General features: G+C 62.4%; 20 protein-coding genes. 12 read left to right on the forward strand and 8 right to left on the reverse strand.

Going from position 1 to position 14,859, the window contains the following annotated elements; genetic code table 11:
- The first annotated feature begins 103 nt into the window (after positions 1 to 103).
- From L284_RS34505 to L284_RS34515, 4 genes are all read left to right on the forward strand, one after another.
- Positions 104 to 1,030: an ArdC family protein gene (locus L284_RS34505; protein WP_017980884.1), complete on the forward strand. Its 927-nt coding sequence runs from the start codon at positions 104 to 106 to the stop codon at positions 1,028 to 1,030.
- A gap of 56 nt (positions 1,031 to 1,086) precedes the next feature.
- Positions 1,087 to 2,019, forward strand: coding sequence for a hypothetical protein (locus tag L284_RS48490; protein ID WP_017980885.1), 933 nt, complete (start codon positions 1,087 to 1,089; stop codon positions 2,017 to 2,019).
- A 141-nt stretch (positions 2,020 to 2,160) separates the two neighbouring features.
- Complete coding sequence (locus tag L284_RS34510) at positions 2,161 to 2,385, forward strand: antitoxin VbhA family protein (RefSeq protein WP_017980886.1); 225 nt, start codon at positions 2,161 to 2,163, stop codon at positions 2,383 to 2,385.
- Entirely contained in the window at positions 2,354 to 3,433 is a 1,080-nt protein-coding gene (locus L284_RS34515) for a Fic family protein (protein WP_020486684.1), read from the forward strand. Before L284_RS34510 ends, L284_RS34515 begins: the two co-directional genes overlap by 32 nt.
- 13 nt (positions 3,434 to 3,446) lie before the next feature.
- On the opposite strand, the gene L284_RS0124115 is transcribed toward L284_RS34515, so the two are convergent.
- Positions 3,447 to 3,788, reverse strand: a complete 342-nt coding sequence (locus L284_RS0124115; RefSeq protein ID WP_017980888.1) for a hypothetical protein — start codon at positions 3,786 to 3,788, stop codon at positions 3,447 to 3,449.
- Between the two features lie 424 nt (positions 3,789 to 4,212).
- Between L284_RS0124115 and L284_RS34525 the strand changes: the two genes are divergently transcribed.
- On the forward strand, positions 4,213 to 4,590 hold the full coding sequence (locus tag L284_RS34525; RefSeq protein WP_017980890.1) for a hypothetical protein: 378 nt from the start codon (positions 4,213 to 4,215) through the stop codon (positions 4,588 to 4,590).
- Positions 4,591 to 4,620: 30 nt separating this feature from the next.
- On the opposite strand, the gene L284_RS34530 is transcribed toward L284_RS34525, so the two are convergent.
- The 5 genes from L284_RS34530 to L284_RS34555 form a co-directional block, all read right to left on the reverse strand.
- Positions 4,621 to 5,883, reverse strand: a complete 1,263-nt coding sequence (locus L284_RS34530; protein ID WP_017980891.1) for a Y-family DNA polymerase — start codon at positions 5,881 to 5,883, stop codon at positions 4,621 to 4,623.
- A 9-nt stretch (positions 5,884 to 5,892) separates the two neighbouring features.
- Positions 5,893 to 6,330 (reverse strand): LexA family protein, encoded by a 438-nt coding sequence (locus L284_RS34535; RefSeq protein ID WP_017980892.1) that lies wholly within the window; start codon positions 6,328 to 6,330, stop codon positions 5,893 to 5,895.
- Between the two features lie 395 nt (positions 6,331 to 6,725).
- Positions 6,726 to 6,923, reverse strand: a complete 198-nt coding sequence (locus L284_RS34545) for a hypothetical protein (protein WP_017980894.1) — start codon at positions 6,921 to 6,923, stop codon at positions 6,726 to 6,728.
- Positions 6,924 to 7,158: 235 nt separating this feature from the next.
- Positions 7,159 to 7,422: a hypothetical protein gene (locus L284_RS34550; protein ID WP_017980895.1), complete on the reverse strand. Its 264-nt coding sequence runs from the start codon at positions 7,420 to 7,422 to the stop codon at positions 7,159 to 7,161.
- A gap of 11 nt (positions 7,423 to 7,433) precedes the next feature.
- Complete coding sequence (locus L284_RS34555; RefSeq protein WP_017980896.1) at positions 7,434 to 7,823, reverse strand: hypothetical protein; 390 nt, start codon at positions 7,821 to 7,823, stop codon at positions 7,434 to 7,436.
- Between the two features lie 167 nt (positions 7,824 to 7,990).
- Between L284_RS34555 and L284_RS34565 the strand changes: the two genes are divergently transcribed.
- The 4 genes from L284_RS34565 (at position 7,991) to L284_RS34580 (ending at position 10,678) form a co-directional block, all read left to right on the forward strand.
- Positions 7,991 to 8,800 (forward strand): recombinase family protein, encoded by an 810-nt coding sequence (locus L284_RS34565; RefSeq protein WP_231292105.1) that lies wholly within the window; start codon positions 7,991 to 7,993, stop codon positions 8,798 to 8,800.
- Positions 8,801 to 9,067: 267 nt separating this feature from the next.
- Positions 9,068 to 9,403, forward strand: coding sequence for a single-stranded DNA-binding protein (locus tag L284_RS34570; protein ID WP_017980899.1), 336 nt, complete (start codon positions 9,068 to 9,070; stop codon positions 9,401 to 9,403).
- A 241-nt stretch (positions 9,404 to 9,644) separates the two neighbouring features.
- Complete coding sequence (locus L284_RS34575; RefSeq protein ID WP_017980900.1) at positions 9,645 to 10,328, forward strand: ParA family protein; 684 nt, start codon at positions 9,645 to 9,647, stop codon at positions 10,326 to 10,328.
- The gene (locus L284_RS34580; RefSeq protein WP_017980901.1) at positions 10,325 to 10,678 is read left to right on the forward strand and encodes a hypothetical protein; all 354 of its coding nucleotides are present in this window, start codon (positions 10,325 to 10,327) and stop codon (positions 10,676 to 10,678) included. Before L284_RS34575 ends, L284_RS34580 begins: the two co-directional genes overlap by 4 nt.
- A gap of 62 nt (positions 10,679 to 10,740) precedes the next feature.
- Here L284_RS34580 and L284_RS34585 read toward each other — a convergent pair whose 3' ends face one another.
- Positions 10,741 to 10,929 carry a hypothetical protein gene (locus L284_RS34585; protein WP_017980902.1) on the reverse strand — a complete coding sequence of 63 codons (189 nt, stop codon included), beginning with the start codon at positions 10,927 to 10,929 and terminating at the stop codon, positions 10,741 to 10,743.
- Between the two features lie 25 nt (positions 10,930 to 10,954).
- The gene (locus L284_RS34590; RefSeq protein ID WP_017980903.1) at positions 10,955 to 11,221 is read right to left on the reverse strand and encodes a hypothetical protein; all 267 of its coding nucleotides are present in this window, start codon (positions 11,219 to 11,221) and stop codon (positions 10,955 to 10,957) included.
- A 272-nt stretch (positions 11,222 to 11,493) separates the two neighbouring features.
- Between L284_RS34590 and L284_RS34595 the strand changes: the two genes are divergently transcribed.
- From L284_RS34595 to L284_RS34605, 3 genes are all read left to right on the forward strand, one after another.
- The gene (locus L284_RS34595) at positions 11,494 to 12,147 is read left to right on the forward strand and encodes a ribbon-helix-helix domain-containing protein (protein ID WP_231292106.1); all 654 of its coding nucleotides are present in this window, start codon (positions 11,494 to 11,496) and stop codon (positions 12,145 to 12,147) included.
- A gap of 377 nt (positions 12,148 to 12,524) precedes the next feature.
- A complete protein-coding gene (locus L284_RS34600; protein ID WP_235054352.1) occupies positions 12,525 to 13,568 on the forward strand; it encodes a relaxase/mobilization nuclease domain-containing protein in 1,044 nt (347 codons plus the stop codon).
- Positions 13,565 to 14,452, forward strand: coding sequence for a hypothetical protein (locus tag L284_RS34605; protein ID WP_017980906.1), 888 nt, complete (start codon positions 13,565 to 13,567; stop codon positions 14,450 to 14,452). The genes L284_RS34600 and L284_RS34605 overlap by 4 nt, the downstream gene beginning before the upstream one ends.
- Positions 14,453 to 14,859: the final 407 nt, after the last annotated feature.

The raw sequence follows: 14,859 nt of genomic DNA on the forward strand, positions 1-14,859 counted from the left end.
CCCCCCGATCGGCCCCATTTGCCCATTCACCCCCCGCTCTCGGCGAGGGCCAGAAGTCGATGTGAGCCATCGCCTTCGGCTCTATTCCAGAAAGGGAAACACCATGAAGCGCAGCACCCCCAGCAACACCCAGCGGGCGGACATCTATCAGGAGGTGACGGACCATATCATTTCCCTGCTGGAAAGCGGTTGCCGTCCTTGGTCCCCGTCGTGGACGAGTGGAGCGGCGACCTTGCCCCGGCGTCACGGGGGCGAAGCCTATCAGGGCATCAATATCCTGTTGCTTTGGTCGCAGGCGATGCGGCGCGGCTACCGCAATCCCACATGGATGACCTTCAAGCAGGCTTTGGAGCTTGGTGGGAACGTCCGCAAGGGCGAGCGCGGCTCGATGGTTGTCTATGCCGGAAGCCTCACCCCGAAGGGCGGCGAGGACAGCCCTGCCGATGGCGAAGGCGAGCGGCGTATCCCCTTCCTGAAACGCTATGTCGTTTTCAACGTCGAGCAGATCGAGGGGCTTCCCGAGGGCAAATATCCCACCCCGGAGCCGGTCATTCAGAACCGGGACGAGCGCGACGCTGACCTTGATCGGGCTTTCGCCGCCTATGGCGTGGCGATCACCGAGCAGGAGGGCGGGGCCTATTATAATGAGCAGGCCGATCGCATCACAATGCCGCTTTACGAGAGTTTCACCAGCGGCAACGCTTTCTATGCGACCCTTGCCCATGAGGGAATCCATGCCAGCGGTCACAAGAGCCGGTTGGACCGCGAGACGCTGCATAAATATGGCGAAAGCATCGCGACGAGGGCGAAGGAGGAACTTGTGGCCGAGATCGGGGCCGCCTTCCTTTGCGCCGCCCTTGGCATGGAGCCGACCGAACGGGAGGACCACGCCGCCTATATCGACCATTGGTTGAGCGCCCTTCGGCACGACAAACGGGCGATCTTTCAGGCCGCGACCGCAGCACAGGCCGCCAGCAATTTCATCCTCGCCGCCATGGACGCGGACGAGGCCCAGCGCGCCGCAGCGTGATCGAGGGGGGCGGCCCAGCGCCGCCCACCTCCTCCCCGTCACCATAGGACAGGCAGATGAGCGCCTTCGACTTCCAGCAATTCCGCGCGGCGCTTGATGCCCTTTTGCCCGTCGAGCGGGCGCAGGCCGTCTTTCCAGCACTCCGGTCCTTGCCCATCGGCGCGCGCGTCGGGCGCTATGTCCGAGAGCCGGGAGCCGACAAGTGGCGCTGCGAATACACATCGACCCGCCATAATCGCGCCGGGGAGGAGCTGACCTCCCACCATCGCACCATGACCTCTGCCTGGTCGATTGCGATGGACGTGGGTTTTCCATCGAAACACCGGGAAGCGGAGATCGAAGAGATCGCGCGCGCGGCTCATGCCGTGATGCTCGCGCAGGGTCTCACCCGGCTCCCCGAGCGCGGCAGCGCCGAGGATGACGCGGCAATGGCGGAACTCTCCACCGATGAAGCGGCCGAGATCGTTGAGATCGAGCGCGAGGCGGTCGCTCCGGCACCGGCCACGAAGGATGATATCTGGCGTCGCCAATATCGGGAGGACATGGCTCGCAAGCGGACGATGGGGGTACAGCCCGACCTATTCGATGGACCGTCGATCACCCACTATCACCGTCTTCCTCGCCGTCCCGCCTTTACGATGCCGCCCCGCGAAACGCTCGCCGCGAAGCTGGAGCGGATCAAGGGCAATCCGCTTGCAACCTTTGGTCCTCCGGGCGATCGCCAGCCACTATCGCCCATGGAGAAGGAGAAGCTTTTGCGTTCGGCCGCGAACTGGCTTCGCGTCGGGCAGCGCGTGCGGGTCAAGGACTCCATGCGGTCGGTCGATGGCAGCATCGAGCGGCGCGTTCTCGGCCGCGAGGGCGTCATTTGGCGCCTGTGCAGCGTGATCTTTGACGATCACACCTATGTCTTCCTCGATCCCGTAAGAGGCGAACGCAGCGAAAAGGTGGTGTTTATCGAAATTCGCGACTTGGAGCCTATCGAATAGGCAGGCCGAATCCGCTCGGCGCCCCCGATTTGGTCGCCTCTTAAGCCGCGAAAATCGGGACCAAATTGGCCGATTTTCTTGCCTTTTTCACCCATTTCCGCTAGACCGTTGTGCCAGCCCGATTGTTGAAAGGATCGAGCCATGAACGCGAACACGCCCTTCCCCGCACCGCGTCCCGCCATCAGCGCGGCCGAGCGGGCGCGCCGCGAAAAGGCGGTCAGCTTCGCCCGTGGCAGCGTCCGCTACGAGGGCGGAATCCTCACCGATGAGATCGAGCGGATCAACGCCCGTTTCATCGCCGGCGAGCTGACCACGGAGGAGTTTGTCAGCGCGGTTGGAGCATCCGACACCGCTCGCCTTGGTTGAACAAAACGAAGCCGCGCGCACTTATGCGCGCATTGTTGAACTCGCCCTGGACCCGGTTCGGGGCGAGTTTGACGTTGACCATCTGCGCGAGGTTCATCGCCGCATCTTTCAGGATTTGCCGCACCACGGCCCCGGCGAGTTTCGGCCCGATGCACCGGGCCACTTCAAGCAGCGCGCGCTAGAAGCGAGCAGCGCCCGCATCGTTGTGCCGTATGCGCTGCGATCCGAGACGGATCAGCATCTAGGCCCGACGCTTGCCGCCCTGCAGGGCGGCAAGGCGCTATCCGGCCTCGACACGCTGGAGATGTCCGAGGCCATGGCGCAGACCTATGCGCGGCTCGATTATCTCCACCCCTTCCGCGAAGGGAATAGCCGCACCCTTCGCAGCTTCACCGAACAGCTCGCTCGCGAGAACGGGCACGAACTGGATTGGGGCACCACCAACGTCAGCGCCAAGTCGCGCGATGACCTTTATGTCGCGCGCGACGTGGCGGTTATGAATCTCCGCTATCCCGACCTCACCGAAGAGAAGGTGTTGAGCTTGGAGACGCCCGAGGAATATCGGGCGGGCGTGTTGATGCTTCAGCAGCTTCACACCTACCGGCATCATGATCCCTTGCAGGAGATCATTCGCAAGTCCTTGGAGCGGGGCCGCGATCAGGAGCCTTACGACCGGCGCATGACGGTGCTGGACGCGGCGCGCGAGATCGGCGCGGTCGCGCCGATCGCCGCGAACCAGGCCGCGCGCAACGCGGAGGAGGCGAGGCTTGCCGTGTTGCGTCAGAAGGCCCCGGCGGCGACCGAGCAGCAGGCCATAGAGCGGCGCGAGTGGATCGCGCGGGAAGGTAATATGGCGGCCCTCTCCGAGCGGCTAGGGCAGATCGAGAGCGGCTACATCACGATACGGCACGATCCCGGCGCCCCGGCTCTCGATCGCCTTGCTGCGCTCGCCGACGGCATCGGCCGCGAGCTGGCCCAACAACGCTCCGCCCCTTCCCCGTCGATCATCCCTATGCGGCCTAACGGCCGAGACGATATCGAGAGATAGCCTCTGAAGGCGGCTACCGGGACCGATCAGCACCGGCTTGTGCAAGCGGCACGAGAGCGCGCGCGTCGCGAGCTGGCGCCCGTTCCTCGCACTCGCTCGCCTGTCCAAGCATGATCCATGCGCGGCCATAGGTCCGGGCCGCCATATAGAACACGCTCCCGGAGCAAGCGACGATGCTGCACCGATCCACACGGCCGATTAGGCTTGCGGTGCCGCCGAATTTCGCGGCCATGGCTTCCAGATCAACACGCTGTTGAATCCCGCAGGCACAGCATTGCGAGCGCGCGAGCGCGTTGGAGCCGATGAGGGCGCCGATGGATCGCGCCCAGCGCGGGAAGAGCGGTTCGATCGCCATTCCCGCATTTCTACATAGGCCCGCTATGGGCGTCCATAATGACGCGAGATCCGCTGCGCGGATCGCGGCGCTGATCGAGATCGGCCCCGTGGCCGGTGCCGCGAGCGCGGGCTTGGTCTTCGCTGCGCTACGCTACGACCAGGCCCGCGCTGGTCGAGCTGTCCGGCCTTCAGCCGCGATGATCGAGCGCCGCTTTGGCGTCGCCGGCAACAAGGGGTCGTCGCTCCCTCTGTGCAGGGGCTGGACCGTCTCGGCCGCGTTCCGCTGCCTCCCTTGGCGATCGGGCGGTATCCCCGGCCTTCCCTCCACGTTGTTCCGCAGGTAGTCTTTTGCCCTCTCCCCTCACTCGCTTCGCGTGGGTAGAAGAGGACAGGCCACCAGGACCGAGACAAAACGACGTCGAACCATCGTAAAGGCGACTAAGATGCCAAACAGAATCCCGCTCGATCCGGCTTTGCGGGCGGGCTTTGACGAGACATCCAACGACCAGCGCAGCAAGGCAGAACTGGATGCGTGGTGGGACCATCCCTTTGGCCGGACCCGCCCTGACGGTCGCATCGACGTGCGTTGCCTCAATGGCGGAGCGCATGACAGAAGCTCCGCCCTTGGCGTCGCCGACTCCTATGACGAAGCATGTGCCTTGGCAGAGGAAAAGCAGGCCAACTGGGTCCGGCAGCGGGAACAGCCGATCCCTTCCTGTCGGGACGGGAAAATCATCATGGTTCGGCAGCCGCAGAGGCCCGATGAACAGGAAGTCATTTTGGGGGAATATCAGCCAGAGCAGGAATCGAGTGGAGCCTAATCCTCCATTTTGCTTATCCCCATCGCGACGTTACCTCGCTATCGGTATCTGATTGATGTCCGTCGTCCACGACGGGCTCTTATGGCTGCGCTTGGTATCGAATCCTCGCGCGCCAAAGCCTTGCGCAGCGAGCTGGACCGTGCCGCGCCCATAGCGATCATTGAGGCCATCCATCGCCGCAAGCAGGGCGGGCGCGCGAGGATCGGCGACGGCGAAAAGATCGCCTTGCCCCGCGCCTTCCGGCACCAGCTCCTCCAGCAGCACGCCGCACTTCGTATAGACACCCCCCGGCTGATACATTGCCTCCATCATCTTGCCGGCGAGTCCGGCGATGATGCGCGGATCGTTGCTGGGCGGCGACAAGCGCGTCTGACGGCTCGCAGATGGCGGGTTGGGTCGGTAGCGCGAGCCGTGGGCGAATACGATCAGGCGCGTCGCCATGAGGGCCTGGTGCCGTATCTTCTCGGCCGCGCGCACCGCGCGCCGCACCATTGCCTCGCGCAGCTCGGCGAGATCGGTGACAGGCGCGCCAAACTGGCGCGTGACGGCCGTCGCCTTGCTCGCCTCCGGCTCGGGCTTGAAATCGTCGCACTCGATACCGTTCAGTTCGCGCACGAGGCGTTCCAGAACGACCGTGCCGACATCGCGCGCGACGGCCGGAGGAAGAGCCGCCAGATCGGCCGCTGTGCGGACCCCAAGGGGATGAAGGCGAACGGAAAGCGCTTTTGCGACGCCCCAGACCTCATGGACCGGCCACTCGGCGAAGAGGCGCGCGCGTAGCTCCTTGTCATGGAGATCCACGACACCGCCCCACACCTTTTCCGTGGCCTTGGCGAGCGCGTTCGCGACCTTGGACAAGGCCCGCGTCGGGCCGAGCCCGATGCGGGTGGGAAGCCCTGTGGTGCGGGCGATGGCCTCGCGCAACCTGTGCGCCGCAGCCACGTCACCCAACCCATTCGGCAGGACGGGGAGACGGTAGAAGCTTTCGTCGATCGAGTAGATCTCCACGATGTCGCTATGCTCCGCGATCACCGCGTTGAAGCGACGGTTCATGTCGGCATAGAGTTCGTAGTTGGATGATCGGACCTCGATTCCGTGTCGCTTGATGATGTCGCGGATTTTGAAAAACGGCTCGCCCATCTTGATATGGAGGGCCTTGGCCTCCTCGCTCCGCGCTATCGCGCAGCCGTCGTTGTTGGACAGGACGACGACCGGCACACGGCGCAGCCTGGGATCGAATACCCTTTCAGAGCTGACGTAGAAGTTTGCGATATCGACGATCGCGTAGGTCATCGGCCGCGCCTACCGCTGGTAGTCGCGGACACCGGCGCGCACCACGCCCCATATCTCCGTCTGATCGTCCGCCATCTGTTCCGGGTAGCTCTGGCGGCTGTTGCGTGCCTCCAGATACGGCACGCGGCCTCGATAGACGAGCTGGCGGCAGACGAATCCGCCCGCGACGATCGCAATCACGATGTCCCCGCTTCGCGGGGTCACATCGCGATCGACCACAACCACGTCGCGATCCGCGATGCCGGCATCGACCATGCTGGACCCGTCGATACGGAAGACAAAACTGCCGGCCCGGTTGAGCCTCAGCAGTTCGGCCAGGTTGATGGCGTCCTCTTCCCAATCCTGGGCGGGACTTGGAAAGCCAGCTCCCGCAACGCCGATCGGCCTAAGCCGGAGCCCCGGCGCCATATCGGCGAGCGGGACCGGCTGCGCGGTCGGCAGCATCATGTTCAGAATCCCTGTCTCTTGCTCCCTCATAACGCGCATAGGAACATATTGGGAACACGCCTTGTTGGCGGTTCGTCGCTTTTCCACAATCGCGTCGCTTTCCTTTACCTCCGCAGGCGCGCCACGACCGCTTTCCATTCGGCCTCGCTGCACGGGCCGAAGTCCATCGACGGGGACGTTTCGGTAGGCGTCAGCATGGTCGGGTGACGCCGGCAGACGCTGCAACGCATGTGATCGGCGACTTTGGTCATCGTCGCATCCCAACGATGAATGGCGAACCATCGCCAAAGTTTCGGCCCATCGACAATGCCGACATGGCCGCAATTCCCACACTCCGCTTTCACGTTCATGGATGCTAGGCGGAGATCGTCCAGCCTGTTGAAGTTGGCGACCATTTATCCAAGGCTGATATTGCGCTTCGCCATTTCCAAGGCGGCGATCTCACCGATCGCGCTATCGCCGCCCGAAAATATGTCGGCGAGGTCCAGCAGATCGTCATCGGTGAGCACCGTGATCGAGGTCTCGATTTCAGCGATGCGCTTGAGTGCGCGCGATCCGCGATCGGCGCGCCATTTGGTCCGGTCTTTGGGCATGGCCGCCTTCTAGCAGGCGTCGGATTGATTGTAAGCTAGTCTGCAACCCTGAGCATTGGACCCTGCCCCAATGCAACGCAGATCGCCGCCCATGTTCGCTGAGCTTGAGGATCAATGGCCTGGGCTTGGTCGCGCTGTAAGGCCGCCACCTCACCGGCGCGGGCTCCGAAGCAAGCAGTCATGGACTGCGCGTAGCGAAGAATGATGTCGGAGCGGGATTGAGCGCTGTGCATACTCAAGAGGACGATGCGGCTTCGCTGCTACCCGCGCTTTCATGGAAGAGAGCCGCCACGCCCTCCCCCACAGCGACCCGGTAGCCGAACAGCGCCTCCGCGGCGAAATCGGTCTCCCCATTTCGGAGCCGGTCCGCGATCTCATCCAGATCTTGCAGCATGTCGTTCACCGTTGCAGTCTTGGGCGCCTGCAGCTCGATCACGATCCGCTTGAGGGGGTAATTGGAAAGATCGCGATCGTCGATCGGACGATGCAGGCTTGGCATGTGCTTTCCTCTCAATTCCGAGAGCGTTTCCGCATCTCTAGGCGGGCGGCTTCCTGCTGCAAACCACGGCGCTTCCAATAGGCCGGCACGCCGATCGCGATGCCGAAGGCAAGGACGAGAAATGGGAAAGAGGCCGCGAGCCGCACCATCGGCAAAATCGCATCATGCGGAAGGCCCACCCCCCGATAGATTGGTCCCGCTGCCAATGCCGCTATAATGGCGCCAGGCATTGCCATAACAGTACGCGACCACGCCTGAGATACGCGGCTGTCCAAGGCGTTGAAACGGACGCGGAGCTGGAGCTGGTGCGCGGCGCTGAACGGATTCTCGCAGACAAGGAACCCGCCGAGTACGAAGTGGTCGATGATTCTGACTGCTTTGGTCTTGTCCGCCCTCACCATAGGATATTGCTCCAAACCATGCCGTCCGCACCATACCCTAGATAGTCTATGCTCATTGTGGCTTCTTTCAATCCGAAGAGCCGAGCGTCTCCCGGATGGCCCTCCCTCAAGGTGGCAAAGACGGCTGCTTGCAAGGGCGACATGATGTCAACAAAACGGTGGTTTAGTTGACTGACAACCACGAACCCTGCGCTAAAAAGAATCTCCAGCATTTTCAGGGATTGTGCAGCGCACAAAAACTGGCGAATTTGCGGCTGTCAACTAAATACAAAAAATTGCACATTTGGTTGACAGCGATTCCGACGCCGATCAGAACAAAGCGAGTATATCACAAAGGGCCGATTATGAAACTCGGATATGCCCGTGTCAGCACTGGCGAACAGAACCTAGCCCTACAGATCGACGCGCTCCGCGCGGCGGGTGCGGAGGCCATCTTTGAGGACAAGGGCATCAGCGGGTCGATGGTCCTTAAACCCGCATACGGAGATATGTTGCGCCAGGTGCGTGCCGGTGACGAGATCATGGTGTGGCGACTGGACCGCCTTGGTCGGTCCCTCCCCGCTCTGATTGGTGAGCTGGAATTGCTTGCGGGGCTGGACGTAGGGTTTCGATCGCTCACAGAGCAGATCGAGACGGTGACGCCGGCAGGGCGTCTCTTCTTCCATATGGTTGGTGCCTTCGCTCAGTTCGAGCGGGACGTGATCCGGGAGCGCACGAATGCCGGCCTCCAGTCGGCGCGCCGCGCAGGCAAGAAACTCGGCCGTCCCGCATTGATCGGCGACGAGCAATGGACGCAGGCCAAGACCTTGATGGCCGAGCCGACGAACATGGGCGCAGCGGCTGTCGCGAAGCTGTTGGGCGTAAGCCGTCAGGCCATCTATAAACGGCTCGACAAGGACAAGGCCGCACAGGGAGGCGAGCTGGCAGCCCTCCCCTCCCCTCCCCGTCAGACCGAGAGGGCCAAGAAAGCGGCGTGATGGTCGTCATCTAATCCACCCAATCGACGGGTCTGCCTGTCTGCGTGGCGATCGAGTTCCAGCGCCGAGCTTCCTTCACGGCGTTGCTGTCTGACGCACCTGGGCGTCTATCCCTGCCTAATGCGGGTTCGGTCTGCGCCCCAAGCAGAAAACCGGCGCTGCGCGCCTACGGTTTCCGCAAGCGGACCCTCCGTTTTTCAGCTTGCCCGCGTCAGGGGTGCCGCCCCGGAAAAGTGCGTCAGCAACGACGTATGAAGGAATGGCATTATGAGGAACATCGCTGAATTTCGCATCATCGGTCGCGTCGGTCGCATCGAGGTTCTGGACAAGGTGGCTTATATCAACGTCGCCGCTAACTATGGCCGCAAGGTCAATGGTGAGTGGCAGGACGATACCCACTGGAACCGCGTCACCGTCTTCGGCAAGGGCATCGAGCGCGTTCAGAAGATGGGCTCCGGCGACTTGGTACACATCACGGGCCGGGTCCGTCAGACGCAGTATGATCGTCAGGGCGAGACGGTCTATGGCGTGGACCTGATCGCCGACGCCTTCGCCACCCTCGCCTATAACGGCAAGCCTGCCGAGGATGACGGCGAGGATTAAGGTCGATGCGGGGCGGCAGAGCCCGCCCCGCTCGATTGCTAAAAGGATTTCCATTTAGCAATCGAAAGGCAATCGCAAGGCGTGCGAGTGGCTTGCGCTATCCAATGTAAATCGCAAGGCTGGCGAAAGGCAATGGACATGCCTTGTGACAGGCTTTAGATTGCCGTTCGCAATCACTGTCGAAATCCAATGGCTTTCGATTGGATCGCTTTAGGATTGATCGATTAGTGAAGGGTCGAAGATGGCGGTTATCTCGATAGGCAATCCGAAGGGCGGTGCCGGCAAGACGACGCTCGCGCTTGTCCTTGCTGACACGCTCGCGACAAACGGGGCGCGCGTCACCGTTATTGACGCTGATCCCAACGCCATCATCGAAAAGTGGGCACAGAAGCGGGAGAGGGCGGGGAGGGATTTGCCCTATCGCGTGATCCCAAGGCCGACCCAGGCGGAAATGATTAGCACCATCGACCGCGTTTCGAACGAAGACGAGTTCGTCATCGTGGACCTTGAGGGATCAGCTTCGCAGATGACCTCGCGGGCGCTGGCGCGGTCGCACATGGTCCTCGTGCCGTTCAATCTTTCTCCGATCGATGCGGAGCTGGCGGCGCAAGCCGTCAGGGCGATCAAAGAGGAGGAGGAAGCGCTGCGAAGGAGCATCCCGTTCCGCCTTGTCAGGAGCCGAACGAACGCAGCCATCGCGACCAAAACGGCCAAGCGGATCGTCGATGCTATCAACGCGGCCGAGCTGCCATTACTCGATACGTCGCTCGTTGAGCGCGCAGCCTATCGCGACATTTTCGAGTTCGGGTTGCTGCTATCCGAGCTGGATAAGGGCTCCGGGCAACAGGTCGAGAACGCGATCAAGAACGCTGGCGAGTTGGCGCAATCCGTCGTGGCTGCGCTGCGAGAGGAGTATCCCGCATGACCGACTTCGGTTTCAGCAAGAGCGGCGAGAAACCAAAGGAGGAGGGTGCCGCACCCGCCAAACTGGACCTTGGCGGGATGCCCAAGGGGCCGATCGTCAACGACCCTATGAGGGAACGCGAGGCGATGGACCGAGCCGAGCGGGTGGGATTTACGGATCGCGGTCAGGGCAGGGGTGTGCTTCGCCGGAAGCGCGTCGCCCAGCCTACGGCGACGGTCTATGTGAAGGGACCGGAGGAGCTGATCGAGTGGTTTATCGCCTACACCGAGGAGAAAGGCCACCAAGCCTATTGGAAGTCGATCGAGGACTTCCGGGCCATCGTGGAGGGGAATAGGCGGGGCGAACGGTGACGGCTGCGATCGTCGGACAAAGAGACCATCGCAACCGGATATGATGCCCGCGAAACCTCGGGTCATGTCGTCCTGTCGGATTCCATCGGTGTGACTTCGGTGATGTCGCCCGCAGTCAGGAGGTCGGATAGCTTCACGTCCGATCGGAGCGGACGTGCGACGCCAAAAGGCACCGGGTCAGTGAGCATTGCGGGCAGATCGCCAAGATGATCGGCGAAGGAGAGGGGTTTCGGCTTGCGTCGATTCTTCATCCGCGAATGTTCCTTCCGATGGATCTTAGGCCGCAGTCAATGATGCCAGATGAGCGGCTACGGCCTTAGCGCCATGCTGCGAGATTGCCGTTGCAATGGCTTTTGCCTCCGCCTTTTCCATGGCTGCGATCTTGATCTTGTCGAGGGCAGAAATGAGAGTGGGCCTGCCAGCATCCCGAGCCGCAGCCTCAGCGGCCTTCTCCTGCGCATCTAGTTCGGCCAACTCGGCTTGGAGCTTTTCACGACGCTCCTTGATGCTGGCAAGATCGGGCTTGGAAGATGTGCGAGCCATGAGGTTACTCCGATTGCGATGGCAGGATTTGACGGCCGGATCATGCCGAATGAGGGTTGAGAAAGCCAGATGTGTGTTATGCTCTCGGTCGCAAAAAACTAAACGAATGACGCGCGCCAAAGGCGCACAGCTTGATTGATGAAGCCTCGCCGTGGGCCGAGGTGGCGAGGGGAGGGAAGGGCGCCGAAAACAGGCACCTCCTCCTCCACGTCTTTATCGGTTTGGGCTTGAGAAATGGAGGTTCGAGGGGTAGGTAGAAGCAAGGTTTAGGTATGGCAGGATATGCCACATGGCACCAATGTAATACATTGGCTGATGTGGTGCCGCTGCACGGGGCTGTAGGGATGATGGTAAGTCTGCGTTTGAAGGAAGAGCTGATCGCCGAGATCGACCGCATCGCTTCCGCAAATGGGCAAACCCGCAGTGCGTGGATCGCGAACGTCCTTTCGCGGGCAGCGCTTTCTCCCGAGAACGATGATCTTCCAATCGGCGTAGAGGAGGGACGGGGACATCCTGACGATCAGGTTCGCGTGACGGTGCGCCTCCATCGCAGCGAGATCGAGGCAATTGACAGGATTGGTACGCCGCTACGTCTCACCCGCAATGAATGGATCAAGCGAGCGCTACGATGGCAGCTTTGGGACAAAGCTGGGATGCTTCGTCTCGCGCCGGTTACACAGACAGAGATCGGTAAGGTACGTAAGCAGGTGCTGGCGATAGGCCGAAACATCAACCAAGCCGTCCATGCGATGAACGCGGCCAATCAGCCGGAGAGCACGCTTAACCTGGCCCGGATCGCCGAACCGTTCCTGGAAACCTGCGCGGACCTGAAGGCCCTTCTGTTCGCAACGCGGCGAGAGCTGTCCTCATATGTTGGGGGCGAAGTGGGCTATTGGACCGGGGCATTTAAGGATGCCGGGAAGTGAGTTTCCGGCTCTCCCCCGGCACGCTCGATTCCATGGCGGGCGTCTATGCGCCTCCCAAGAAGTATCGGATGGGATCAGGTGGCGGAAAGGGCAAGAGTGCGAAGTCGGGTGACGCGATACTTGTCTTTGCGCTCGCCGCTATGGTTCCGAAATCGTCGCATTCGGGGACGGCGTTCCGTCCCAGCTCGCAGACGAAACACGCCTTTGGAACAGGCTCACATGCGGGCGTCAGCGGGCGTGCAATCGCGGCGATGGATCGCACCGCGCGACGATCGCCAGAGGTGATGGTCCGTATCACGGGACGTCAACATGGCGGTGGGCACGTCCTCGCAAACTTTTCTTATATCAGCCGCCTTGGGCATGGAGCGGAGAAGCAAGTGCCGCTCTATACGAGTGATGGCGACATTCTCCACGACGGGAAGGACATGCAAATTCTTGCCCAGGATTGGCAGGAATGGGAGATGGGAGATGATGCGCGTCGCAAGGGCGCTACGTCCATTTCCATGATCCTTTCCATGCCTGCGGGCACCGATCCCGAGCGGTTGAGAGAGGCGGCGCTGGACTTCGCACGCGAAGAGTTTGCGAACCGATCATGGGTGGCGTCGCTCCATGTCGATCGCGACCATCCCCACGTTCACCTCACTTTCGCGCGCCGCGATCATGATGGCCGCCGTTTCCATCCGAGCCGCGATGACCTCTTTCGCTATCGGCAGCGGTTTGCGGCGAAGCTGCGAGATCGAGGTATTGAGGCGAACGCCACTCCTGCGAGAGCGCGGGGCATCGACCCGAAGCATGAGCCGATCGCGGCGAAGAAAGTGCGGGAGAAGGGGCAGGTTCCGCGCGTGGACAAAAGCCGTGCCGAACGCGCGCGGAGCTTCCGCGACCGAGGCATTCCCGATCCGGTGAACGCTGTCCTTGCCAATCAGCGGGCGACGGTGTTGACGGCCTATGAGCGGTCGATTGCGGAGCTGTCATCGTCCCCCTCGCTCGCCGATCAGGCGATCGCCAAGAGCCTTGAGAAATTCGTCGCTTCCATGCCGGCGCCGGAACCCAATTCGGTGCGGGCGGATCGATTGGCGAGGGGCGAGCGCGATGCTCCATCTCAGCCTGGTCGCGACGGAGGTGTGACCCCGGCGCTAGATCCGGTTGCCGCTGCGCTCGCGCGGGCGAAGGCGATGCGCGAGCAGATCGAGGCGGGCAAGAGCGACTTGTCGGCGCGCGAGCAGCCGCAGAGCGGCGCAAATGCCGAGCGTCCTTCTGGTGTATCGGATCGTCTGCGCTCGCTGATGGACGAGGCCAGTCGGTCGGCTCCGGCGCCGGAGCCTGGCAAGGCGGATGACATCATGCGACAGACCCAGGAGCGGGATCGAGAGCAACGCGAGCGCGATCGGGCACGCGATAAGGATGGACCACGGCGATGACCACGGAAGGCAACGACGTCATCATGGCGGCTGTGCTGGACGCCCTTACGATGGTGCAGGGCCAGCTCGACACGATCGCGAAGAGCAACGCGCGGATTGAGGCGACGCACAAGGACATTCTCCATCGGCTCGACACGATCGACGCCGGTCAGGCGGGCGTTACGGACTTGGTGCCGGTGTTGGAGACGATCCTTGGGCGGTTGATCGAGGACCGCGACGTGAACCGCGCGGGCTTTGCGAAGACGGCCGAGGTTGCCGCGTTCGCCTATGCCGCAGCTATGGGCAACCGGATGCCTCTGCCCGTCGAGGTGGCGGATGATCCGTTGCTCGAACGCTTCATGCTCCTTCAACCCCCCGATCATGTCGCAGAGGGCCGCGCCCTGGTGGAATGGCGGCGCACGATCAAGAGCGCCGGCACGGCCGAGCTGGTCGATGTCTTGAGCCGCCAATATGAACCATCGCCCACCGACACGCCCGAGGCGCGGGTGCTGCGCTATCAGCTCGCGGCACTCACCCGCGCGGAGATCGATGGCCGCGGCGATGCGTTGCCGGCGTTGCCGCACGGCACGGTAGCGCAAGATCGGTCCTCGCAAGCGCGCAAGGCGCGTTCGGAGGATCTAGCGCGGGTGTGGCGCGCTGGCCCAAGCGTCGCACTGTTCGCGGAGGCCGAGCTTGCCCCGACGCTGGACCTTTTCGCCAAGGCAGAGCGCGAGCGCGAAGGGACGATCGGCGAGGCGCAGCTTTCGGCCGAGCTGGCGGCGCTGCATGGCGAGTTGGGCGATCGGATCGAGGCGGGCGAGCGCCCGTCGCTTCCAAGAGGGCGGGAGACGAACGCCGGCGAGCGGTCGAGCGCGATCGAGGCCGATAACAGCAGGCGGCGCTAGGGGCCTCCTCGCGGTTGTCAGCTTGAGTGGTCGAGCTTCGGCTACGGCACACGATCTTCGCACGAGCCTGGCTCAAGACCTGATCCTACACGTACCATGTTGGTCAGAAATTCGGCAAAATGCCGGCCTTCGTCCAAGTCGATCCACAGGGGTTGGAAGGGGCCTTCAATCCTATCTAGCCACTCTCGCAGCTTTGCTCGGTTGTCGGCAGCGTTCTCACGTTCGACAAGCGCGCTCGCTATCGCGGCTGCCTGCATGGAATAGCCGACATTGGGCAGGCCGGCAGGAAAACTCGTAACACCCATTATTGTCCCTTTCTGGAATAGAGCCGAAGGCGATGGCTCACATCGACTTCTGGCCCTCGCCGAGAGCGGGGGGTGAATGGGCAAATGGGGCCGATCGGGGGG

This window comes from Novosphingobium lindaniclasticum LE124 (assembly GCF_000445125.1).
Taxonomy (GTDB): domain Bacteria; phylum Pseudomonadota; class Alphaproteobacteria; order Sphingomonadales; family Sphingomonadaceae; genus Novosphingobium; species Novosphingobium lindaniclasticum.